At 39.8% G+C, this 21,027-nt stretch carries 16 protein-coding genes; 12 read left to right on the forward strand and 4 right to left on the reverse strand.

The window, feature by feature from the left end:
- Positions 1–229: 229 nt before the first annotated feature.
- From R0J88_RS16875 to speB, 5 genes are all read left to right on the forward strand, one after another.
- Complete coding sequence (locus tag R0J88_RS16875) at positions 230–691, forward strand: GNAT family N-acetyltransferase (protein ID WP_006794515.1); 462 nt, start codon at positions 230–232, stop codon at positions 689–691.
- A 207-nt stretch (positions 692–898) separates the two neighbouring features.
- Entirely contained in the window at positions 899–3,139 is a 2,241-nt protein-coding gene (locus R0J88_RS16880; RefSeq protein ID WP_410900499.1) for an EAL domain-containing protein, read from the forward strand.
- 200 nt (positions 3,140–3,339) lie between these two features.
- Entirely contained in the window at positions 3,340–4,209 is an 870-nt protein-coding gene (locus tag R0J88_RS16885) for an MYG1 family protein (RefSeq protein ID WP_006794517.1), read from the forward strand.
- A 328-nt stretch (positions 4,210–4,537) separates the two neighbouring features.
- Complete coding sequence (gene speA, locus R0J88_RS16890) at positions 4,538–6,451, forward strand: biosynthetic arginine decarboxylase (RefSeq protein WP_410900500.1); 1,914 nt, start codon at positions 4,538–4,540, stop codon at positions 6,449–6,451.
- A gap of 3 nt (positions 6,452–6,454) precedes the next feature.
- A complete protein-coding gene (speB, locus tag R0J88_RS16895) occupies positions 6,455–7,384 on the forward strand; it encodes an agmatinase (RefSeq protein ID WP_410900501.1) in 930 nt (309 codons plus the stop codon).
- Positions 7,385–7,427: 43 nt separating this feature from the next.
- On the opposite strand, the gene R0J88_RS16900 is transcribed toward speB, so the two are convergent.
- From R0J88_RS16900 to R0J88_RS16910, 3 genes are read right to left on the reverse strand one after another with little or no spacing between them, the layout of a single operon-like run.
- Entirely contained in the window at positions 7,428–7,826 is a 399-nt protein-coding gene (locus tag R0J88_RS16900) for a DoxX-like family protein (RefSeq protein ID WP_006794520.1), read from the reverse strand.
- On the reverse strand, positions 7,813–8,835 hold the full coding sequence (locus R0J88_RS16905) for a M48 family metallopeptidase (protein WP_410900502.1): 1,023 nt from the start codon (positions 8,833–8,835) through the stop codon (positions 7,813–7,815). The genes R0J88_RS16900 and R0J88_RS16905 overlap by 14 nt, the downstream gene beginning before the upstream one ends.
- Positions 8,836–8,844: 9 nt before the next feature.
- Positions 8,845–9,954, reverse strand: a complete 1,110-nt coding sequence (locus R0J88_RS16910) for a YjgN family protein (RefSeq protein WP_410900503.1) — start codon at positions 9,952–9,954, stop codon at positions 8,845–8,847.
- Positions 9,955–10,121: 167 nt separating this feature from the next.
- Between R0J88_RS16910 and R0J88_RS16915 the strand changes: the two genes are divergently transcribed.
- The 7 genes from R0J88_RS16915 (at position 10,122) to msrB (ending at position 18,813) form a co-directional block, all read left to right on the forward strand.
- On the forward strand, positions 10,122–10,853 hold the full coding sequence (locus R0J88_RS16915) for an RNA methyltransferase (RefSeq protein ID WP_410900504.1): 732 nt from the start codon (positions 10,122–10,124) through the stop codon (positions 10,851–10,853).
- Between the two features lie 67 nt (positions 10,854–10,920).
- Positions 10,921–14,325, forward strand: a complete 3,405-nt coding sequence (locus R0J88_RS16920; protein WP_410900505.1) for a chromosome segregation SMC family protein — start codon at positions 10,921–10,923, stop codon at positions 14,323–14,325.
- Between the two features lie 74 nt (positions 14,326–14,399).
- Entirely contained in the window at positions 14,400–15,167 is a 768-nt protein-coding gene (gene zipA / locus R0J88_RS16925) for a cell division protein ZipA (RefSeq protein ID WP_410900506.1), read from the forward strand.
- A gap of 77 nt (positions 15,168–15,244) precedes the next feature.
- A complete protein-coding gene (gene ligA / locus R0J88_RS16930) occupies positions 15,245–17,263 on the forward strand; it encodes an NAD-dependent DNA ligase LigA (protein ID WP_410900507.1) in 2,019 nt (672 codons plus the stop codon).
- Positions 17,264–17,273: 10 nt separating this feature from the next.
- Positions 17,274–17,795: a DUF2919 domain-containing protein gene (locus R0J88_RS16935; protein WP_010556028.1), complete on the forward strand. Its 522-nt coding sequence runs from the start codon at positions 17,274–17,276 to the stop codon at positions 17,793–17,795.
- Positions 17,795–18,241: a hypothetical protein gene (locus tag R0J88_RS16940; protein WP_138741030.1), complete on the forward strand. Its 447-nt coding sequence runs from the start codon at positions 17,795–17,797 to the stop codon at positions 18,239–18,241. Before R0J88_RS16935 ends, R0J88_RS16940 begins: the two co-directional genes overlap by 1 nt.
- A 131-nt stretch (positions 18,242–18,372) precedes the next feature.
- Positions 18,373–18,813 (forward strand): peptide-methionine (R)-S-oxide reductase MsrB, encoded by a 441-nt coding sequence (gene msrB / locus R0J88_RS16945; protein WP_006794529.1) that lies wholly within the window; start codon positions 18,373–18,375, stop codon positions 18,811–18,813.
- Here the strand turns inward: msrB and R0J88_RS16950 are convergent.
- Positions 18,810–20,447, reverse strand: a complete 1,638-nt coding sequence (locus R0J88_RS16950) for a response regulator (RefSeq protein ID WP_410900508.1) — start codon at positions 20,445–20,447, stop codon at positions 18,810–18,812. The two genes, msrB and R0J88_RS16950, sit on opposite strands and share 4 nt — an antisense overlap.
- Positions 20,448–21,027 lie beyond the last annotated feature (580 nt).

The following is a 21,027-nucleotide window of genomic DNA, read 5'->3' on the forward strand; positions in this document are numbered from 1 at the left end:
GTTTACAACTAAAGTTAGTATAAATAGCTTAATAATTTTGAACAGCTATTTTGCGTAACAAAGTGTTTAAAGCAAGGTATAGGCATTTTTTATCAGTTCCTTATTTGAAAGTACTGAGTCTGAATCATTTAAAGCTGTAATTGTGTTAAAACACCATGCAGAGGTTGTTCATTTGTTACAATTCGGTATAGTTTCACAACATATAATTAATATAAATTTGAGATACTCAATGCAGTTAGTTGATTTAAAACCGAATGACCAGGATGTGATTAATGTTTTTGCTGATATCGACCGACTTATAAACTCTTTATACCCTGTAGCTACCGCGCAATCACTTACCTTAAGCGAACTAGATAAACCTAACGTTTATGCCATTGGGTTAAAAAATGATGACGGGATTGTTGCTTGTGGGGCAATTGTAATGCAATCAGGGGAACCATCTTACGCAGAAGTAAGACGCCTTTATGTAAACCCTAGTTACCGTGGGAAAGGGTTATCTCGCAGAGTTATGCAAATTCTTTTGCACTACGCAGGCGAAGAAGAAATACCATTAATTAGATTGGAAACTGGCCCTAAACAAATAGAATCGATTAAACTATATGAAAATTTAGGATTTAAACGTTGTGGTTGTTTTGGTTCTTATCAAGATAACCCGCAAAGTGTGTTTATGGAGCTTGGCTTAAGCCAATAACTAGCAGATTTTAAAACACCTATATTTTATAGGCTAACGCTACGCTGTTTATTTTTGTATAAAAAACAGCAATTAGCAGTAAAAGTCGTTTATTTAAAGCTATACTTTACGTTACCTAAGCGAATAATTTTATTCGGTACTGAATACTGTACTGTTTTTAAAAAACATCTGTAAGCTAAAAACAATAATGAAAGTGTGTGGTGTCAAATGGAAACAGTTAGATTAAATAAGTTGTTATCCCATCAGCAAGATATTTTATCTAAAATAGCGCTTGGACTCCCGTTTGAGGATGTCCTTGACGAGATATGCTTATCGATAGAAGAACTTATTGATGAAAAATCCGCTAAATGTTCTATTTTGTCACTAAACAATGGGCAATTGCTGCACTGTGCCGCGCCTAACATTGAGGATGGTTATTGTCAGGCAATTAATGGGGTTCACATAGGTCCAAATGTTGGCTCGTGCGGTACTGCTGCTTATTTAGGCGAGCGCGTTATTGTTGAAGACATTGCTAATTCATCGTTGTGGGCTGATTTTAAAGACGTCGCTTTACAGTTTGGATTGAAGTCGTGTTGGTCTACCCCTGTTATTTCAACTAAATCTAGTATTTTAGGCACGTTTGCCATTTACCACGATAAGCCCAAAAAACCTTCATCTTTCGAACTTGAATTAATCGACTATTTTGTAAATTTCACAAGTATTGCACTTGAAAAAAACGCAGAGTACATAAAAGTTAACCAGCTCATTACTGATTTAGAAAAAAGTAATGAAAAATTTGCAGCTTTTACAAAGGTTATGCCCGATTTAACACTTATTATTAGTGAAGAGGGTGAGTATATGGATATTTATGGCACCACCGACGCGCTTTTATACAAATCACAATCTGACTTAATAAATAAAAAAATTAATGATGTAATGCCTGCTGAAAATGCCACATCAATAATGGCGGTAATAAATAAAACATTGCTCACAAACGATGTTCAAGTATTTGAATATGAATTAGATATCGACGGCAAAATAATGGTTTTTGAAGGCCGTACATCACCCATTAAAGATTACCAATCAGATAACCCATCTCAGCGTTATATTGTTTGGGTTGCACGCGATATAACAACAAGAAAAAAAGCAGAGCTAGAAGTAGAAAGGCTTGCCTTTTATGACCCATTAACAGGTTTGCCAAATAGACGAATGCTGAATGACAAATTATCAGCCTATGTTGAGAATATAAAGCAAAGCGATGTGACCGGTGCGTTATTATTTCTAGATTTAGATAACTTTAAACGAATCAACGACTCAGTAGGCCACAGCGCGGGTGATGAAGTTCTTGTAGAGCTTTCAAAACGATTTAATGGTGTTGTTAGTGAAAAAGATACATTAGCGCGTGTTGGTGGCGATGAGTTTATTATATTGCTTGAATATGTTGGTGATAATACAGAAAGTGCAATTTTAGAGTCTGAAAAAATAGCAAAAATAATACAAAGTGTTTTTTATGATAAATTTGAAGTGGGCCGCTTAGCCTTTCAGGTCAGTTGTAGTATTGGTATTTGTTTAATAGATAAAAGCAACCATTTAACCGATAACATTCTTAAATTTGCTGATACGGCTATGTACCGTTCTAAAATGAAAAACGGCAACAGCTGCAGCTTTTATGATCCCGAGTTACAAGCATTGCTTGAAAATCAGGCCGAACTTGAAACCGATATTGTAAGAGCCATTGCACACGATGAGTTTAGTGCGTATTTTCAGCCGCAAATAAATGCAAATGGTAAAATTACTGGGGCTGAGGCTTTAATTAGATGGCATCACCCAAGTAAGGGGCTGATTGCGCCTAATGACTTTATTCCAATCGCTGAGCAAAATGGGGTTATTCAAAAGCTCCAAAACACCGTTCTGCGTGATATTTGTATTCTAATAAATGAGCTTAATAGCAAGCAGCTGATTGATGATTCATTTAAAGTGTCAATCAACATCAGTCAAGTCCAGTTCAATTCAACGACGTTAAAAACGGAATTATTAAATGTTGTTAATGATTATAATGTTAATCCATCGAATATTAAGTTAGAGATCACAGAGTCTATGCTTAGCGGCGATATTGCCAGCGTAATATCGCAAATTGATGAGTTAAAGCAGCAAGGTTTTATTTTTTCAATAGATGACTTTGGTACAGGCTATTCGTGTTTAACGCATTTGAGCTCGTTTTCAGTGAATGAATTAAAAGTAGATAAAAGCTTTATAGATAAAATATTAGATAAAGGCACAGGGTTTAGTATTGTGCAAACCATTATTAATTTAGGTAAAAGCCTTAACTTAACAGTTGTTGCTGAAGGTGTTGAAACCGAAGAACAATTTACCGTACTTAAAGCAATGAGCGTTGACATGATTCAAGGCTATTTAATTGCTAAACCTATGAACTTCGATGATTATTTATGCTGGCATCAGTCTTATTAAAATGTAGACACCTTCAATTTTAAATTAACATGCTTTGGTAATTCGGCTGGAGTCTGTCGTAGTATCAAAACGACTAACAAGAATCCTGTTCTTGTTAATCACATTCGTATAAAATTCACCACTTAACGTCCTATAGTTTTCACAATTAACGCAATACAGAGCGAGACTTCCTTATCCTTTCTAATAAAGACACCAGTTCAGTGACCGATTTAACAGTAGTTACTCATAACGGTAATTTTCATGCCGATGATGTATTTAGCATCGCGGTGCTTAAACATGTCTACCCTTCGTTTAATTTAGTGCGTACACGTGATAAAGCGCTTATGGACAGTGCTGATATAGTGATTGATGTAGGTGGGCAATACGATCCAGATGCTGGGCGTTTTGATCACCACCAACGTGGTGGCGCAGGGGAACGTGAAAATGGAATACCGTACTCGTCATTTGGATTGGTGTGGCAAAAGTATGGTTTAGCATTGTGTGACAATAATCAAGCAGTTGCAGACAGAGTTGATGCAGGATTAGTTTCAACCATTGATGCAATTGATTGTGGTCATGTTGAGGGTGTTCAGCAGGGTATAAGTTTAAGTCAAACAATTTCAATGTATAACCCAACGTGGGAAGAGAGCCCAGAGTTTGATAAGTGCTTTGATGAAGCTGTCGAATTTGCTTCTCGTATGCTGACTCGATTTATAGCGTCAGCAAGTGGCAGTGTCAATGCAAAAGCAATTGTCGCTAAAGCGATAGAAAGTGCTGAAGATCCTCGCGTTATTGTGCTTGAAAAGTACACGCCATGGAAAAAAACAGTCCATATTTTGTCAAGCGAAGCGTTGTACATGGTTTACCCTTCACATTCAGGTCAATGGATACTTCAAACAGTCCCTGTCGAGCCCGGCTCGTTTGAAGATAGAAAGTCGCTTCCTAAAGCATGGGCTGGTTTGTCTGATGAAGATTTCCAAGCAAAAACGGGGTTAGACGACGCTGTTTTTTGTCACAATGGGCTATTTATTGCTGGCACTAAATCATTTGAGAGCACAATGAAGCTTGCCGAAGTGGCGTTAGCTGAATAAATGATTTAGCTTCAATAGTTAATTAGCCTGATTCTGAAATCAAATCTCTAAAGCAGACTTCAGGCTAAGTAATTAATTTGCTCCTACGCAGTTGTTTAAACCACACCTAACATTACCCCTCAATATATAAGTGTGTTACCAATCTGAGTTTTTCTTAAAGCTAGGCCCAATAAAATAAAGGCTTGTTGGTCATGCTGTTTACTATTTACTGATAATATTAAAAATCACTCGTTACGAGTAAAAATACTTGTTGGACTTAAAGGTCTATTTTTCTTTTAATGCGCGCAATTAGCCGAACCGGCATTCATTAAATAAAAGAGAAAGATAAATGAAAGAGACAACATCACTAGAACAAGCTCGCACGAGTTACAATGTTCGTCATTGGAGCCAAGGTTTTTTTGGTATTAATGATCAAGGTGATGTGTATGTTGCGCCAAAGGCTCACGCCCCAGAGCAAACTATTGCACTAACAGATATCGCAAAACAACTTCAAGAAAATGGCTTAAGCTTACCGGCTTTAGTGCGCTTTCCACAAATTTTACATCATCGTGTGCACAGTTTATGTGGCGCATTTAATACCGCGATTGAAAACTATGGTTACCCAAAAGACTACTTATTAGTTTACCCAATTAAAGTAAACCAACAACGTGAAGTGGTTGAAGAAATAGTAGCAAGCCAAGCCGAATTAGAAAAAAAACAATTAGGACTTGAGGCGGGCAGCAAACCAGAGCTATTAACTGTTTTGGCAATGGCAGAAAAAACCAGTGCAGTAATTGTATGTAATGGCTACAAAGACAAAGAATATGTGCGCTTAGCACTGATTGGCGAAAAGCTAGGCCACAAAGTATACATAGTGCTTGAAAAGCTTTCTGAGCTCGACATGGTACTTAGCCAAGCAAAAGCGCTAAATGTTAAACCGCGTATTGGTATTCGCGTACGTTTAGCATCGCAAGGCAAAGGTAAGTGGCAAGCAAGTGGCGGTGAAAAATCTAAATTTGGTTTATCAGCGTCGCAAGTACTGCATGTAGTAAACCGCTTAAAAGACGCAGGCCAACTTGATTTAATGCAACTTGTGCATTTTCACTTAGGCTCGCAAATGGCAAACATTCGTGATGTGCGTTTGGGTGTGAGCGAAGCCGCGCGTTTTTACTGTGAGCTACGCAAATTAGGTGCAAGCATTGAGTGCTTAGATGTAGGGGGTGGTTTAGCTATTGATTACGATGGTACCCGCAGCCAATCGCATAACTCAATGAATTACAGCTTAGCTGAGTATGCAAATAACATTGTGTACACCATAGGTGATACGTGTAAGCAGTACGCGCAGCCCATGCCGACGATTATTTCTGAGTCGGGGCGTGCACTAACGGCGCATCATGCGGTGCTTATATCAAATGTTATAGGCACAGAAAGCTACGTACCAGAACAGCTAAAAGCGCCTGCTGGCGATGCACCGCTTTTATTAAATAATATGTGGGCCTCGTTTGTGCAATTAACCGATTTAACGGATGACCGCGCACTGATTGAAATTTATCACGACAGCCAAGGGGATTTAGCAGAGGCGCATAACCAGTTTGCTCTTGGGCTTTTAGATTTAACGCAGCGTGCGTGGGCAGAGCAAGTTAACTTACGTATTTGTTATGAGCTTAACAAACACATGGATAACAAAAACCGTTTTCATCGCCCGATTATTGACGAGTTGAACGCACGTTTAGCCGATAAGTTTTTTGTAAACTTTTCGCTTTTTCAATCATTGCCTGATGCGTGGGGGATTGATCAAGTGTTTCCGGTATTGCCATTAAGTGGCTTAACCGAAGCACCAAAAAAACGTGCTGTATTACTTGATATAACCTGTGATTCAGACGGTGCACTTGAGCACTATGTTGATGGCCAAGGCATTGAAAGCACTTTACCGGTGCCTGAGTACAGTGCAGATAAGCCTTACTTAATGGGCTTTTTCTTAGTGGGTGCTTACCAAGAAATTTTAGGTGATATGCACAATTTATTTGGCGATACGCACAGCGCTATTATCAATATGGATGAGCAAGGCATTGCCAGTATCAGCGAAATAAACCAGGGCGATACCGTAGCCGATATGATGCGATATGTGCATTTAGATGTTGAGAGCTTTCAGCAGTCGTATGCGCAGTTAGTGTCTGCAAAAATAGATAAAAATGAACAGCAAAGCGTTTTAGACGAGTTGCAAAACGGCCTTAATGGCTACACTTATTTAGAAGAGTTATAAGCAATGTCTAGCTTGTTTGGTCATGTTGACCACTCATTGTATTCAAACGGTATGACGTTTTTACGTCGTCCTATGGTGCAAAATATTAATGCCATTGATGCAGATGTCGTTGTACTAGGCTTACCGTTTGACTTAGCAACATCGGGCCGTCCCGGTGCTCGCTTAGGGCCCGATGCCATTCGTAGAGCGTCGGTACATTTAGCCTGGGAGGACACTAAATACCCGTGGACATTTCCTTTGTTTGAGCGTTTAACGGTTGCAGATGCGGGGGACTTTACTTATCCGGTAGGCGATCCTGAATATTTTACGGCACAGCTAGAAATGGCCGCAGAGCAAATACTTCGCCAAGGGGCAACGCTGTTAGGCCTTGGTGGCGATCACTTTGTAACGCTTCCGCTATTGCGCGCACATGCAAAGATACATGGCAAAATGGCGCTGGTTCATTTTGATGCGCACACTGATACATACAGCAATGGCTCGCGTTTTGATCACGGCACTATGTTTTATCATGCACCCATGGAAGGGCTGATTGATGTAGAGCACAGCATACAAATAGGTATTCGTACCGACTTTGACCAATCAAAGCATGAGTTTGCAGTGATTGATGCAATGCAAGCTAACGATTTACACGCCAATGAAATAGCAGCGCAAATACGCGAGCGGGTAGGCGACTTACCCGTTTACCTAACGTTTGATATAGACTGCCTTGACCCGGCATTTGCACCAGGTACAGGCACACCGGTTTGTGGTGGTTTAACATCAGATAAAGTGCTTAAAACACTGCGCGCGCTTAAAGGTATAAATATGGTGGGAATGGATGTGGTAGAGGTATCACCGTCGTATGACCAAAGTGAGCTTACCGCTATTGCCGCAGCAACAATTGCGAGCGAGTTATTGCATTTGTGGACACATAAAAATAAGTACTCACTCTAAAGTGCCCCAATAATAAAAGAGGATGTAAATCCTCTTTTATTATTTAGAGGTATCGATTACTCAAGAGTTTTATTTCTTTCAGCCATATAAAGCTCAAGGCAATAAGCGGTAAGTTGGTAGTAACTGGATTAAATGCTTCTATTAACAAATTTGGCTGCATGACCGCAACGGCCCCTAACAGGCCGCATAATAAGAAAATATTTAACCAAACTAGCTGTTTATTTTTATAAAATATAATTAGTAACAGCCCAAAAATAACCTCAGCAATACCGGCACCACGCGTAATCAAATCAGACACTTGTGCAGAATAGCCAGCACTGCCAGTCATTAACTTTTCAAGAGGGGCAACGTGATAAATCTTTGGAAAAAAGCCATGATACATCCAACTCAACCCCACAATATAGCGTGCAATTTGTATATAACCGCGGTTATTTCCTAGCATTATCTATTCGCTCCTGTGAGCTGGGGTGGCTTGATAAGTATTCGAGTAAGTTATTTACCTTTTTAAGGTGTTCGTTTTCAGTGGTATGCGCACTTTGCAAAGCTTCAATTGCATCGGCAAAATCGTTGCTTGAATAGCCTAAGTTTTCTAGTTGAGTTAATGCATAACTGTCGGCTTCTCGTTCCATATCTCGCGAAAAGCCTTGTTGGGCAAACGAGGCACCAGTCCCCAAGGCAACCTCAGCTATTCCCTCTAAATCACCGAATATAACGGCAAGTACAATCGTACTTGCTGCCGATTGTGCTGTTATGCGAACACTATGCTGGTGGACGACATGGCCAATTTCGTGAAGTAATACGGCTTTTAGTGCATTGGGCTTATCGGCCAGTAAATTAGCTAATTCATCTGTGACCACAATTCGGCCATGAGGGAGTGCAAACGCATTAGCACCAAAGCTTTGGGATTTATAAAACGAAAGCCTATACACCGACTTTTCAAGTGCAAGCTCATCAAGTATGGTCTTAAAGTGTCGCTGAACTCTGGCTTGTTGTTCGTCAGGTAACTCTGTTGGGTCGAGTGCTAATTTTTTAATTACAGCAAAACTTTGCTCACCCATTTGTTCAACAACGCTATGCGGTAGAGTATCAACACTGTAAACAGCAATTGCGGGCACAACTTTGTATAGCATTAACCACATAAAAAGAGGTGTAACTACAATTGCTGTAATAATAGCCCACTTATTTTTTTCAAGCCGCTCTAATGAGTGATGATTTTTGGCGTTAAATGGCCACCTAAAATCTACATCAAGCGGAATAAACCGACCACCATCGTCAAAGCTTAGTTCGTCGGCAAGACCTGCAATCGCCGAACTTAAATTAAGTTCGTTAATTGCATAGCGGACAGGTTCTTCGTTACCGTGATTAATTTCAACGTGTGAGCCGCTAACTTTAGCGACACACAGCTGATAGTTACTCGAAGCGTTTGGAAAATAATGTCCCTGAACGTTCATAATAAACTCTTATGTTAACGACAAATCAATATCAAATACGTTAGCCGCTTCCTCAGCAAAGGATGACTGCTGCTCTTGCGTTGTATCTATTAAGTTTAATGCGCCAGGGTATATATCAACGGTTGTAGCCTCGGCAAGCATTTTTGATGTGCGAATTTGTGTCCAGGGGTAAGCAAGCCCTAATGAAAACACAATAGCTAACATGTTGGTTAAAAGTAAAATGGCGTAAGGAATAGGTTTAAGCTCAGATTTAAACGATGCTACATCTTCAAATTGGCTATTATTAAAAATATGATTTCTAATTGCCGCTTTCCATACCGCGGTTACTATGGCAATCATCACGACGTAGGCAATCATCAATCCACCAAACATAACCCCCATTTTTGCAGGGGCTTGAGCTGCTTGTTGGTTTTCTACATTGAGTAAATCAAGTCCAAATAGTCCTAAAATAGCCATAAATATTACCATGGTGATAGAGCTCACCACAAAGCAAATAAGGGCTGTTAGATAATAAGTTTCACCTTTAAGCTTTACGCTTAATGGCTTATTGCCATAGCTAATATTACTATGAATGTAAGTATCTATGCGCTTTAAAACATAAGGCATTAATAAATAAAGCGTAAAAACACTGGCAATCGGTAATAGAATAAAGTTAATGAAGGCTTCGCCGTAATCCCCTTTAAATGCAAAACGCACATTACGATGACGGGTCATACGCATATTAAAACGTAAACCTTGGTTAATAATCCACGGCATTAAAAAAATAAAAGCGATGGCAAATAAAAAGCCTATCAGTGGAAAAAAGCTGACAGCAAAGGTGTAAATTAAAAATACAATGACCGCTAAAATACGGCCTTTTAAAATTTGCATTGGAGTAGCTAAGTAGTCAAAGCTGTGGCCATCTATACGAGTATGCCCATAAAAATAGCGCATTGTACGCACTTTTGCCCAGGCAGAATAAATGCCCAATGTTAGTACGCTTAGTAAGATATTAACTATCCAAATACCAAAAAACTCACCGCCTTTGCCACTAAATTGCACTTTAGAGCTAGATAACGGGGTGAGTGGATTCGCGCTCGATTCGTTTGATTGTGAAGGGGTTGGGTGTATTGATTCCATTAAAAGCCATTCCATGTTGTTTTTTTGTTAATTTACCGATTTTAAGTGCAAAACTCAATATTTATCCCTGCAATCGGACTTTTAATCTCTAAGGTGAGTTCAAACTAGGTGATACATTTTTTATAATGAACTCTGTTATACTGGGCGGATAATTTTATGGGGCTGTTATGATTTCAAAAAACCAACTCAAACTTATTCGCCAACTTGGCCAAAAAAAGTACCGAAAGCAATATAATCAATACCTTGTACAAGGCGAAAAAAACGTACTTGAGTTGCTTAATAGCACACTAAACGCAGTTGATGTATTTGCAACTTCGGCGTTTATAAATGCTCATCAAAGCTGTTTTCCAAGCACCCATATCATTGAAGCCGACGAGGACGTTCTTACTAAAGCGAGCACGCTAGTAAGTAATAATGCCGCAATTGCAATTGTTGATATGCCAAAAGCCGACTTACCCAAAATAAAAGGGTTAATATTGGCTCTTGATGGCGTGTCTGATCCTGGCAATTTAGGCACAATAATAAGGGTGGCAGACTGGTATGGTATTAAACACATTGTTACCAGCACAGACAGTGCAGATGCCTATAACCCAAAAACAATTAGCGCCACAATGGGGTCATTTGTAAGAGTTTCAGTTAGTCAGGTCGATTTACCTGCTTACCTACAAACACTCAAGTTACCAATTTACGGTGCGTTTTTAGATGGCCAAAGCGTACACAAAACACAGTTTAATGGCGAAGGTGTATTGTTAATGGGGAGCGAATCTCATGGCATACGACAAGCCTGTGCGGGTTTAGTAACCGATAAAATAACAATTCCTGCATTTGGTGAGGCCGAGTCGCTCAATGTTGCTATGGCTACTGGGATTATTTTAGATAATGTTAAACGTCAAGCTTAACAAACGTGTGTTCTTTGAGTTAAATTGCCCATGAATAACAACAATAATAAATTGGTAAAACAACAAGATGCGCTTAAGCACTATTAAATTAGCGGGCTTTAAATCGTTTGTAGAGCCCACTAAAATACCGTTTCCAGATCAAATGACCTGCGTTGTTGGGCCAAACGGCTGCGGTAAATCTAATGTGATTGATGCGGTAAGATGGGTGCTTGGAGAAAGCTCAGCTAAAAACCTGCGTGGCGATGCCATGACAGATGTTATTTTTAATGGCTCAACTAATCGAAAAGCCATTTCGCAAGCCTCTGTAGAGCTGATTTTTGATAACTCGCTAGGCGAGCAAGAATTAAAAAGCACCTTTGCCGATAGAAACCAAATAGCGATTAAGCGTTTAGTAACACGCGATGGCCAATCGTTATACTTTTTAAATGGCAGCAAATGCCGCAAGCGTGACATAACTGATATATTTTTAGGCACTGGGCTTGGTCCTCGCAGTTATGCGATTATTGAGCAAGGGATGATATCGCGCTTAATTGAAAGTAAACCTCATGAACTTCGCGTGTTTTTAGAAGAAGCTGCGGGCGTATCTAAATACAAAGAGCGTCGCCGCGAAACGCAAACGCGGATTAAAAGTACCCGTGAAAATTTAGAACGTTTATTAGATGTTCGTAAAGAGTTGCAAAGCCAGCTCGATAAATTGGCTGTTCAGTCACTTGATGCTAAAAGATACCGTGAACTTAAAGCAACAGAGCGCACATTAAAAGGTCAAGTAGCTGTCTTAAAATGGCAAAAGCTGCATCAACAACAATTAGACAAAAGCGAGCAAATCAAAAAGCTTAATGAGCAAATAAGCTTTTTTAAAACGGCTCACTCAGGGCACGATGATGTGCTTGCAACACTTGAAGGAGAGGTTCAAGCTCAGCAAGATAAATTAGGTGATGCGCAGCACCAGCAACATGTTACTCATACCGAGTTAACTCGAGCCGAACAGCAAAAAATTAGTGTTAAACAACAAATACAGTCACTTAAACAAAGCTTAATAAAATTACAACAACGCCAAACAGATAGCCTTGAGCAAAAAGCGCAACAGCAGCACATATGCGAAGAACTTGATGAAGCACTGCAAGAGGCAATAGAAAGCAGTTTAATGTGCGAAGAGCAAGTGAGTGAATTGTCATTTGAGCTTGAGGGGTTGCAGGGTACTAAGCAGCGAAGTTATTCGAATTGGCAAACACTCAACGAACAACAGCAACAACTTACCACTCAGGTGCAGTCGCAAAGTAGTGAAATAAAGCACACGCAACAGCAAATAAATCATGTTAATGAGCAACTTAGCCAATTAAATTTACAGCTTGATGAACTAAAAAATAATAATGTAGAACATCAGCTGGCCGAGCAAAAACAGCAGCGCCAAGCACTCACTGAGGCGCTTGCAAAAAATCAAAGCGCGCTTGCGCAATGTGAAGTTAAATTGACTCAGCAAAATAGGCTGGTTGATGAAACTCAAGACAATCATAAAACACTGACACAGAAAGAAAATGAACTAAACGCCCGTATTGCTGGGCTTAAAAGTGCATTGGGGTTAGATGAAGAGGTCACTAACTCAACTGGGGTTCTAAGCCAGCTCATAGTGCAAGATGGTTTTGAGCCATTAATAGAGCAAGCACTTAAGTCGCTCACGCATTTAAGTGTAACAGAGCAGCAATCAACTAATAGTATATGGCCAAGCAGTCAGCCTTTACTTAAGGCAAGCTTGGCAGATTATATTACCGCTGGCGTGTACCCTGACTTACTCACGCGAATTGGCTATAGCGAACACGCCGATTTAACTATGCTAAATGATGACTATTACATTGCCATAATGGATAAAAAAGGCGAATTGCATGGTCGTAATTGGCACGTAAACGCAGACAGTAACACCGACAACTCATTGCTAATAAAGCATAAGCAACTTCACGCGCACACCGATGAGGTCATACAGGTTAAAAGTCAGCTTGAACAGGTCAAAAGTGAGCTTGAACAATGCACTGTAATACAAGCAGAGCTTAATACCGAACAAAAAGCACTCAAAGACGTTATTCATCAGCTTGCTCAACAAATTGCTATTTCAAGTACCCGAAGCGATATGCTCACAGAGCAAGTTACTCAATATCAACATCAGCTATCAAAAATAAAAACACAAGAGCAAACAATAAGTGCGTCACTGGTGCAACTCAATAAGCAGCTTGATGAACAAACCGAGCAATATGAACTATTTGTTGAGCAGCAATTAAATTTAACAGATGAAACTGAGACTGCGAATGATGAGCGCATGCTCAGCGATAAAAATTATAGCCAAGCACTCAGCGCATTGGAGCAATACAAAACGCAGGCTCATCAGTTAAGCTTAAGTCAGCAAAAAGCACGTAGTGAATGGCAGTTAAGTCAAACAAAACTGAGCCACGCAGCACAAGCCTATGAAGAGGCAAAACAAGGGGCTGAAGAATTAGTTTTGGAAATAGAGGCGTTACTTATTCCAGAAGAAACACTTAGTGAATCAATTTCAACCTTACTAGAAAAGCATCAGCAAGGCGAACAACGATTAGCGCAATTGCAAAACGATTTATCACAAGCTAAAGACGCCTTGCATACAAAGCAAGCTAGCCTTAAAAATTCGCAAGGTGAGCTGCAAGGGCTTCAAGAGCAACATCAAAAATTAACACTTGAAGAGCAGAGCTTATTAATAAAGGCACAAGCTGCACTTGAGCCATTAGATGAGCTTAAACAAAGCTTAAAAGCCGTACTTGAAACATTACCTGACGACTTAACCCTAAATGCAGCGCAAAACCAATTAACAGGTATTACGAATCAGCTAGACAAGCTGGGTGCGGTTAACTTAGCAGCTATAGAAGAGTTTGATGTTGCAAAACAGCGCAGTGAGTATTTAGATAATCAGTTAGAGGATTTAACTAGAGCGTTAAATACCCTTGAAGGGGCTATTCGGAAAATAGATACCGAGACAAAAACACGCTTTAAAGCCACGTTTGATCAAGTTAATGAAGACTTTGCACAGCTGTTTCCTAAAGTTTTTGGTGGAGGGAGTGCGTATTTGGAATTAACCAGTGACGATTTACTTGAAAGTGGTGTTAGTATAATGGCACGGCCGCCAGGTAAGAAAAATTCAACTATTCACTTGTTAAGTGGTGGAGAAAAAGCGCTGACGGCATTATCATTAGTGTTTTCTATATTCAGGCTAAATCCAGCCCCGTTTTGTATGCTGGATGAAGTTGACGCACCATTAGATGACGCAAACGTTGTTCGCTTTTGCCGTTTGGTGGAAGAAATGTCACAATCAGTGCAATTTATTTATATAAGTCATAACAAAATTGCAATGGAGATGGCGGGGCGTTTAACCGGTGTTACCATGGCAGAGCCGGGTGTATCTCGAATGGTTGCAGTAGATATTGAACAAGCGGTGCAACTTGCACACGCATAAATTTTTATAACACGTGTATTAGTTTTTAATTACTATACAGGTTTTAGGCATAACAAATAATAAAAGGTGAGGGGATGGCCGAACAATTAAGATGGGTTTTAATCATTATCAGTGTGATTGTCATTGGTGGCTTATTAGTCCATGGTTTATGGTCTGTAAGAAAAAAAGAGAGCCCAGATACGTCCGTTAATGAACGGGTTGAACCACTCCAAGAAAGCCAAACAGCTTCCTCTCATTCATATAGTCAAAAAGCTGAGCCAAAAGAGCCGGTAATTAATGAGCGTGACGAACCACAGCTAGGGGAACTTAACTTTGATGCTAATGAGCCTCAAATTGAGCCTAGCGCGCCAGAGGTTCCTATTGAAGATGACCTGAGTGTTGTTGACGATTTAGAGTCGGTTGAGCAAACTAATGAACAACCAAAAGAGCCAGTACCCGATTTTGTTATTGTACATATACAAATGCCAGAAGGGTTAACTATGCAAGGCAGCAAGTTATTACCTGCTGTGAATACGCTTGGTTTTAAATATTCTGAAGAGGGCTTTTTTAATCGTCATTTAGACCCTGCAGGCCAAGGACCAGTGTTGTTTAGATTAGTTAATATGTACAACCCAGGAACGTTCGATATAGACAATATGGAACAGTTTAGCACCGCAGGTGTTAGCTTATTTATGACCTTGCCGTGTGACGGTGACGGACTAGCAGCCTTTAATATGTTGCACAGTGCGGCTAAAAAAATAGCCGACGAATTCGGCGCGCACATATTAGACGCAGAACGCGAAGTAATGAGTGTTGAGCGTGTAAGGCAATATGTTGAGCAGGTTCGTGCTTTTTCAGCGTAACAATTTGTAATATATAATTTTTACAAGCCACTGGACGATATCGTCAAAGTGGCTTTTTTATGTTTTTTGAGGTTTAAATGTCTAGCAGCATTAGTGAGCAAATTAATCATCTTCGTACCCTATTAGAGCAGCACAATTATAATTATTATGTGCTTGATACCCCAAGCATTCCTGATGCTGAATACGATAGGCTATTACGCGAACTCAGTGCGCTTGAAACACAAAATCCTGAATTTTTATCTGCTGACTCACCGACTCAAAAAGTAGGTGGTGCAGCGCTTAGTAAATTTGAGCAAGTTGCTCATCAAGTGCCAATGCTATCGCTTGATAATGCGTTTAGCGAAGATGAATTTACGGGCTTTAATCGCCGAATAAAAGAGCGCTTAATGAGCACCGATGAGCTCACTTTTTGCTGTGAGCCAAAACTTGATGGGTTAGCGGTATCTATTATTTATCGTGATGGAGTGTTGGTACAAGCTGCAACACGGGGTGATGGCTTTACAGGCGAGAATATTACTCAAAATGTAAAAACAATTCGTAACGTCCCCCTTAAGTTGCGTGGCGACTACCCCAAAGAGCTTGAAGTGCGTGGTGAAGTATTTATGGACAGCGCTGGGTTTGAAAAGCTAAACAATGAAGCGCAAAAGCGTGGCGAAAAAGTATTTGTAAATCCACGTAATGCGGCGGCAGGTAGCCTACGCCAGCTAGACTCTAAAATTACCGCAAAACGCCCACTGATGTTTTATGCATACAGTACTGGTTTGGTTGCTGATGGCTCAATTCCAGAGGATCACTTTCAGCAATTAGAAAAGCTAACTGATTGGGGCTTACCCCTTTGTCCAGAAACAAAGCTGGTGGAAGGGCCACAAGCTTCACTTGATTATTATGATGATATTTTAACGCGTCGCAGTGAGCTTAAATATGAAATTGACGGCGTAGTAATAAAAGTTAATAAAAAAGCCCTACAAGAGCGTTTAGGCTTTGTAGCGCGGGCACCTCGTTGGGCTATTGCTTATAAGTTTCCGGCGCAAGAGGAAGTCACTCAACTCCTTGATGTAGAATTTCAAGTTGGTCGTACAGGTGCAATTACGCCTGTTGCTCGTTTAGAACCTGTGTTTGTAGGCGGTGTAACGGTGTCTAATGCAACGCTTCATAATGGTGATGAAATTGCTCGGTTAGGCGTTAAAGTCGGCGATACAGTGATTATACGCCGCGCTGGCGATGTGATTCCGCAAATAACACAAGTTGTGCTTGAACGCAGGCCCACGGATGCAAGAGACATTGTGTTTCCATTAGCTTGCCCTATTTGTGACTCCCATGTAGAAAAAGTAGAAGGGGAAGCTGTAGCCCGTTGTACTGGTGGCCTAGTATGCCCCGCGCAGCGCAAGCAAGCTATAAAGCACTTTGCCTCGCGTAAGGCATTAGATATAGATGGTCTTGGCGATAAAATTGTTGATCAATTAGTGGACCGTGAGCTTATAAAAACTCCGGCTGATTTATTTATATTAAAGCAAGGTCACTTTGAATCACTTGAGCGCATGGGACCTAAGTCGGCTAAAAACTTAGTTACTGCTTTAAATGAAGCAAAAGCCACTACGCTTGCTAAATTTTTATATTCATTGGGTATTCGAGAAGCCGGTGAGGCTACGGCACAGAATTTAGCGAATCACTTTTTAACGCTAGAGAATATTATTAGTGCTAGTGTTGAAAGCCTCACACAAGTAAGCGATGTAGGCGATATTGTGGCATCGCATGTACGAGGCTTTTTTGATGAAGAGCACAATTTAGCGGTGGTCAATGCGCTTATTGAGCAAGGTGTTCATTGGCCTGCGCTAAGTGCACCGTCAGAGGATGAGCAACCGCTGGCGGGGCTTACTTATGTACTTACAGGTACCCTCAATACGCTTAACCGCAATGATGCTAAAGCGCGCTTACAACAGCTAGGTGCAAAGGTGTCAGGTAGTGTATCTGCTAAAACTGATGCTTTAGTAGCGGGTGAAAAAGCCGGTTCTAAACTCACAAAGGCTCAAGATTTGGGGATAGACGTGCTCACAGAGGATGATTTAATCGAGCTCCTTAAAAAGCATAACGGCTAGGAAAGTAGTAATGAGCCAATACGGACCTCAATACTGGGATAAATACGGGAGTTATCGCACGCCTGTTGCGTTTCACTTAAGTTTAGTGGTGTTGCTGCGTGCTTATTTTATTTGGGTTATTGCGGCACTGAGCCGACGACCAGAGCTAGATTTAATGTCGTTATTTTTTAGGTCTAAAAGCGACTTTTTTATTGCTATTGCCATTGGCAGTATTGCGATATTACCTACGTTGTTATTTTGCTTGCGCCGCCCTCGCGATTCACATAAAGCCACTGACAGATTGGCGAGTATTTGGCGGCATATGCGTTGGCCATTAATTGTATGCGCGCTAATAGATTTAACGTGGCTAATAGTACAAGCGGCACATAGCCATTACCGGTTTTCACTTTTTTTAGCGGTGCAAATGGTTATTGTTTTTTGGGTGCTTTGGTATTTAGTTAAAAGTCGTTATTTAACCGTGTTTTTTAAAGATTGGCCTGAGCCAACAGAAAAAGCATCAGATGACAAAAAAGATCTTAAAAAGGATTCATAGTGGACTCAGTAAACAAAAAAATAGCATTAATCATTGCACTCATCGGTTTTGTGCTTATTGGTTTAATGTTTGCTTTTGAGTTATTTGAAGTTATGTGGTTTAAAGTGTTGATAGGAGTTTGGGTGTTTGTATTTTGTTCAAGCATGTATAGGCTTACACCACTATTTAAAGCGCGAAACCGTTTAGAGCACTTTGTTCAACGCGATGCGCAGCACTTACTAGTGTTTAGCTTAATGGGCTTTTTTGATAAAAAACATGGTCCAAATTGGTTGGTTATACAAAGTATTGAGCGCGTAGTGAGTAAAGATGACGAGCTAATTATTTGTAGCAATAATGACCGGCAACTAAGTGTTAGCTTACCCGTTAAAAAAGCGGAATTAGAGGCGTTTATGCAGCGTATTTTTACTACTGCAGAAAAGCAAACTATTACCTTTGAACAAGCTTGATCGCGGCGTCATTCATCCACGTAACAATAAAAAGATTTAGCCATATAACCTGATCTTTGTTTTATATAAATTAATTATCTAGAGGCCAGATTATTCACCCTATTCGTAATACAGGTTTTCATGAGGTTACTATGTTGAAATGGAAAGATGTGATTAACTTTGCCAATAATGGCAACCCTGCACCCAGTAAAAAAGTCATTAAAACCGATGAACAATGGCGTGAACAATTATCAGAAAACGAATACTACGTAACTCGTATGAAGGGGACAGAGCGTCCTGATATGTCTGGCAGTTGTACATTACTAGAGCCCGGTAAATATGTGTGTGTTTGTTGCGATAATTTATTGTTTGATGCTGACGAAAAATTTGAAAGCGGAACAGGCTGGCCTTCATTTACTCAGCCAGCAACGATAGAAGCAATTGGCTATGTACGCGACGTCAGCCATGGCATGGAGCGTGTAGAGGTTGTATGCAACGTGTGTGATGCGCATTTAGGGCATATATTTCCAGATGGCCCACTACCAACGGGCCTTCGATACTGCGTTAATGGTGCAGCAATGAAAAAGCTTTAGTCTTTGAGGTTGAGCTTCATCTCTTTTGCTTGATTCATAATTTTATCTAAGCGCTGCGCTTGATCTGATGGCAGGTCAGATTTGTCCAATAAGGCGTAGCATTTTTTAGCAAGCCCTATATTCAATGAGCTGCCACTTTGCTTGGTCGAATCAAACAAGCATTGTAATAAATTAAGTGCAATGCTTTGATTGCGTGGCATAACTCTAAACGCATGCGTAAATGCTTCAAGTGCTGTGTTTAATTGCCCTTTGTTAAATTGGGTTACCGCATGGTTATTAAGTTCTTTTGGCCCCATTTTAATGTCACGTCGTTCGCTTTGTTGTTGCTGTATATAGCGTAAGTAGGTGGGTTCGCTGGTATTTGGGTGTCTTTCACAATGATTAATTATTTGCGAAAATAACATTTGCGCCTTTTGATGAAACCCTAGCTCATGAAAGGCTTTTGCTTTATCAAGTGCGCCATCTACTGAGCGTATTATAGAGTCGTCATCTTCTAATTGTTCAATGAGCTTTTTAGCTTTTTGATGCTCATCTTTTAAATAATGAAGCCGCGCATTAAGCACATCAATTTGCGATTGATTCGTACTGTTAGGAAATTGGGTTTTTAAATCGTTTATATACTTATTTGTCTGCCTTGAGATTCGCTGCACTTGATCGGTTTGATCCGTTGTTAACGCAAAATCGATTCCTGCTCGAGCCGCATTTAAGTAAATGTCGGGATGATCGTAAATAGAGTGCTTAGCAAAGTTTGCTATATCTTTTTGTGTAAGGTAATTTTTTTCGTAGTCGTGGTTAATTAACGAGACCGTACTTAACGATTTTTGACGCGATATATTACGAGGTGCAATTGTGGCAGCTTGACTCAAAAAATCTTGTGCCAATTCAAATTGATTGAGTTTTATTTCTAACCGGCCTAGTAAGTCTAATGCAACAAGACGGGTTTCTTGACGTTCTAGCATGGTTTTTAACATGCGCTGCGCCAAAATATGCTCGTTGTTGGCTATAAGTGCTTCAACTAGCCCCACCTTTGCCCAAGCAAACTTTTGAATATCGAGCACGGATTTAAAAAAATCTTTGGCCTCTTGAGCCCGCTTTAACCGAAGAAGAGCGTCACCTTTCAGGCGAAGTAAGATAGGGCTGTAATTATTGTCTTTTCTTTCAAGTGCGGCATCAATATATTTTACTGCTTTTGAATCATTGCCATCGTCAATAAGCGTGTATACGGTTTGAAGATCGTGTTTGCGCTTTAAAATACGTTCAATTCGGGTCTTGAGTTCTTGCCCTGTAAAAGGTTTGACTAAAAAATCATCCGGTTGAAGCTCAAGTACACTGTGTACTAATGAGCCACTTGTTTCAGCTGAAATAAAGATAAAGCCAGTGGAGTTTTTTATAAGTTTTTTTACTCTTAGCTCTTCGTACAATTGGTAACCGTCTTGGTGTTTGTTTAAATTAAACGAACAAACAATTAAATCAAACGATTCGCTTAAACATTGCTCTTTGGCTGAATTTGCATGATCGGCAAAACTCAACTGCCGAAAGCCGAGCCTTTCTAACGATTGTTTCATATAGCTTTGAGCAAGCGGTTGCTCTTCGACTATTAGTATTTTGGCTTTTGAAAATATCTTAGTTGGCATTGGCTTAAGCGTTATCACTTTTAACACAGACTATAATCAACAGTTTAGCTGCTTACAAGAGAATTTAAATGCTAGCTGTATTTATTAGGTAATTAGGTTTAACTAATACGTTTATATGGTCATAAAGTGTCATTTTTATCCAGTACTGTAATAACGGGTTATGTACGTATCTGAATAGGTACTAAATAATAGGGCGTGGTTAATCTGTCATTACTAGTAAATAAAGGGGGGCTCTTTTTTTAATAGATTTAATTATTCGAATAAGAATTTAATAAAAATAGGAAAGGAATTAAAAATAGATATCGAGGAAGTGTTTATATGTGGTGGGTGATACTGGACTTGAGCCAGTGATCTTCGCCATTATTTGTAAAGAAAGGCGATGCTCTTTTTTATAATAAATCTAAATATTCAAATAGGAATTTAATAAAAATAGGAAAGGAATTAAAAATAGATATCGAAGAAGTATTTATATGTGGTGGGTGATACTGGACTTGAAGCAGTGTTCTTCGCCATTATTTGTAAAGAAAGGCGATGCTCTTTTTTATAATAAATCTAAATATTCAAATAGGAATTTAATAAA

The sequence above is a fragment of the Pseudoalteromonas sp. SIMBA_162 genome, assembly GCF_046535955.1.
In the GTDB taxonomy this organism is placed as follows: Bacteria; Pseudomonadota; Gammaproteobacteria; order Enterobacterales; family Alteromonadaceae; genus Pseudoalteromonas; species Pseudoalteromonas marina.

What these genes read in the sequence shown, in the direction of transcription:
- R0J88_RS16875 (WP_006794515.1), top strand. Translation starts at nt 230, where the DNA reads ATGCAGTTAGTTGATTTAAAACCGAATGACCAGGATGTGATTAATGTT.
- R0J88_RS16880 (WP_410900499.1), top strand. Translation starts at nt 899, where the DNA reads ATGGAAACAGTTAGATTAAATAAGTTGTTATCCCATCAGCAAGATATT.
- speA (WP_410900500.1), top strand. Translation starts at nt 4,538, where the DNA reads ATGAAAGAGACAACATCACTAGAACAAGCTCGCACGAGTTACAATGTT.
- speB (WP_410900501.1), top strand. Translation starts at nt 6,455, where the DNA reads ATGTCTAGCTTGTTTGGTCATGTTGACCACTCATTGTATTCAAACGGT.
- R0J88_RS16900 (WP_006794520.1), bottom strand. Translation starts at nt 7,826, where the DNA reads ATGCTAGGAAATAACCGCGGTTATATACAAATTGCACGCTATATTGTG.
- R0J88_RS16905 (WP_410900502.1), bottom strand. Translation starts at nt 8,835, where the DNA reads ATGAACGTTCAGGGACATTATTTTCCAAACGCTTCGAGTAACTATCAG.
- R0J88_RS16910 (WP_410900503.1), bottom strand. Translation starts at nt 9,954, where the DNA reads ATGGAATCAATACACCCAACCCCTTCACAATCAAACGAATCGAGCGCG.
- R0J88_RS16915 (WP_410900504.1), top strand. Translation starts at nt 10,122, where the DNA reads ATGATTTCAAAAAACCAACTCAAACTTATTCGCCAACTTGGCCAAAAA.
- R0J88_RS16920 (WP_410900505.1), top strand. Translation starts at nt 10,921, where the DNA reads ATGCGCTTAAGCACTATTAAATTAGCGGGCTTTAAATCGTTTGTAGAG.
- zipA (WP_410900506.1), top strand. Translation starts at nt 14,400, where the DNA reads ATGGCCGAACAATTAAGATGGGTTTTAATCATTATCAGTGTGATTGTC.
- ligA (WP_410900507.1), top strand. Translation starts at nt 15,245, where the DNA reads ATGTCTAGCAGCATTAGTGAGCAAATTAATCATCTTCGTACCCTATTA.
- R0J88_RS16935 (WP_010556028.1), top strand. Translation starts at nt 17,274, where the DNA reads ATGAGCCAATACGGACCTCAATACTGGGATAAATACGGGAGTTATCGC.
- msrB (WP_006794529.1), top strand. Translation starts at nt 18,373, where the DNA reads ATGTTGAAATGGAAAGATGTGATTAACTTTGCCAATAATGGCAACCCT.
- R0J88_RS16950 (WP_410900508.1), bottom strand. Translation starts at nt 20,447, where the DNA reads ATGCCAACTAAGATATTTTCAAAAGCCAAAATACTAATAGTCGAAGAG.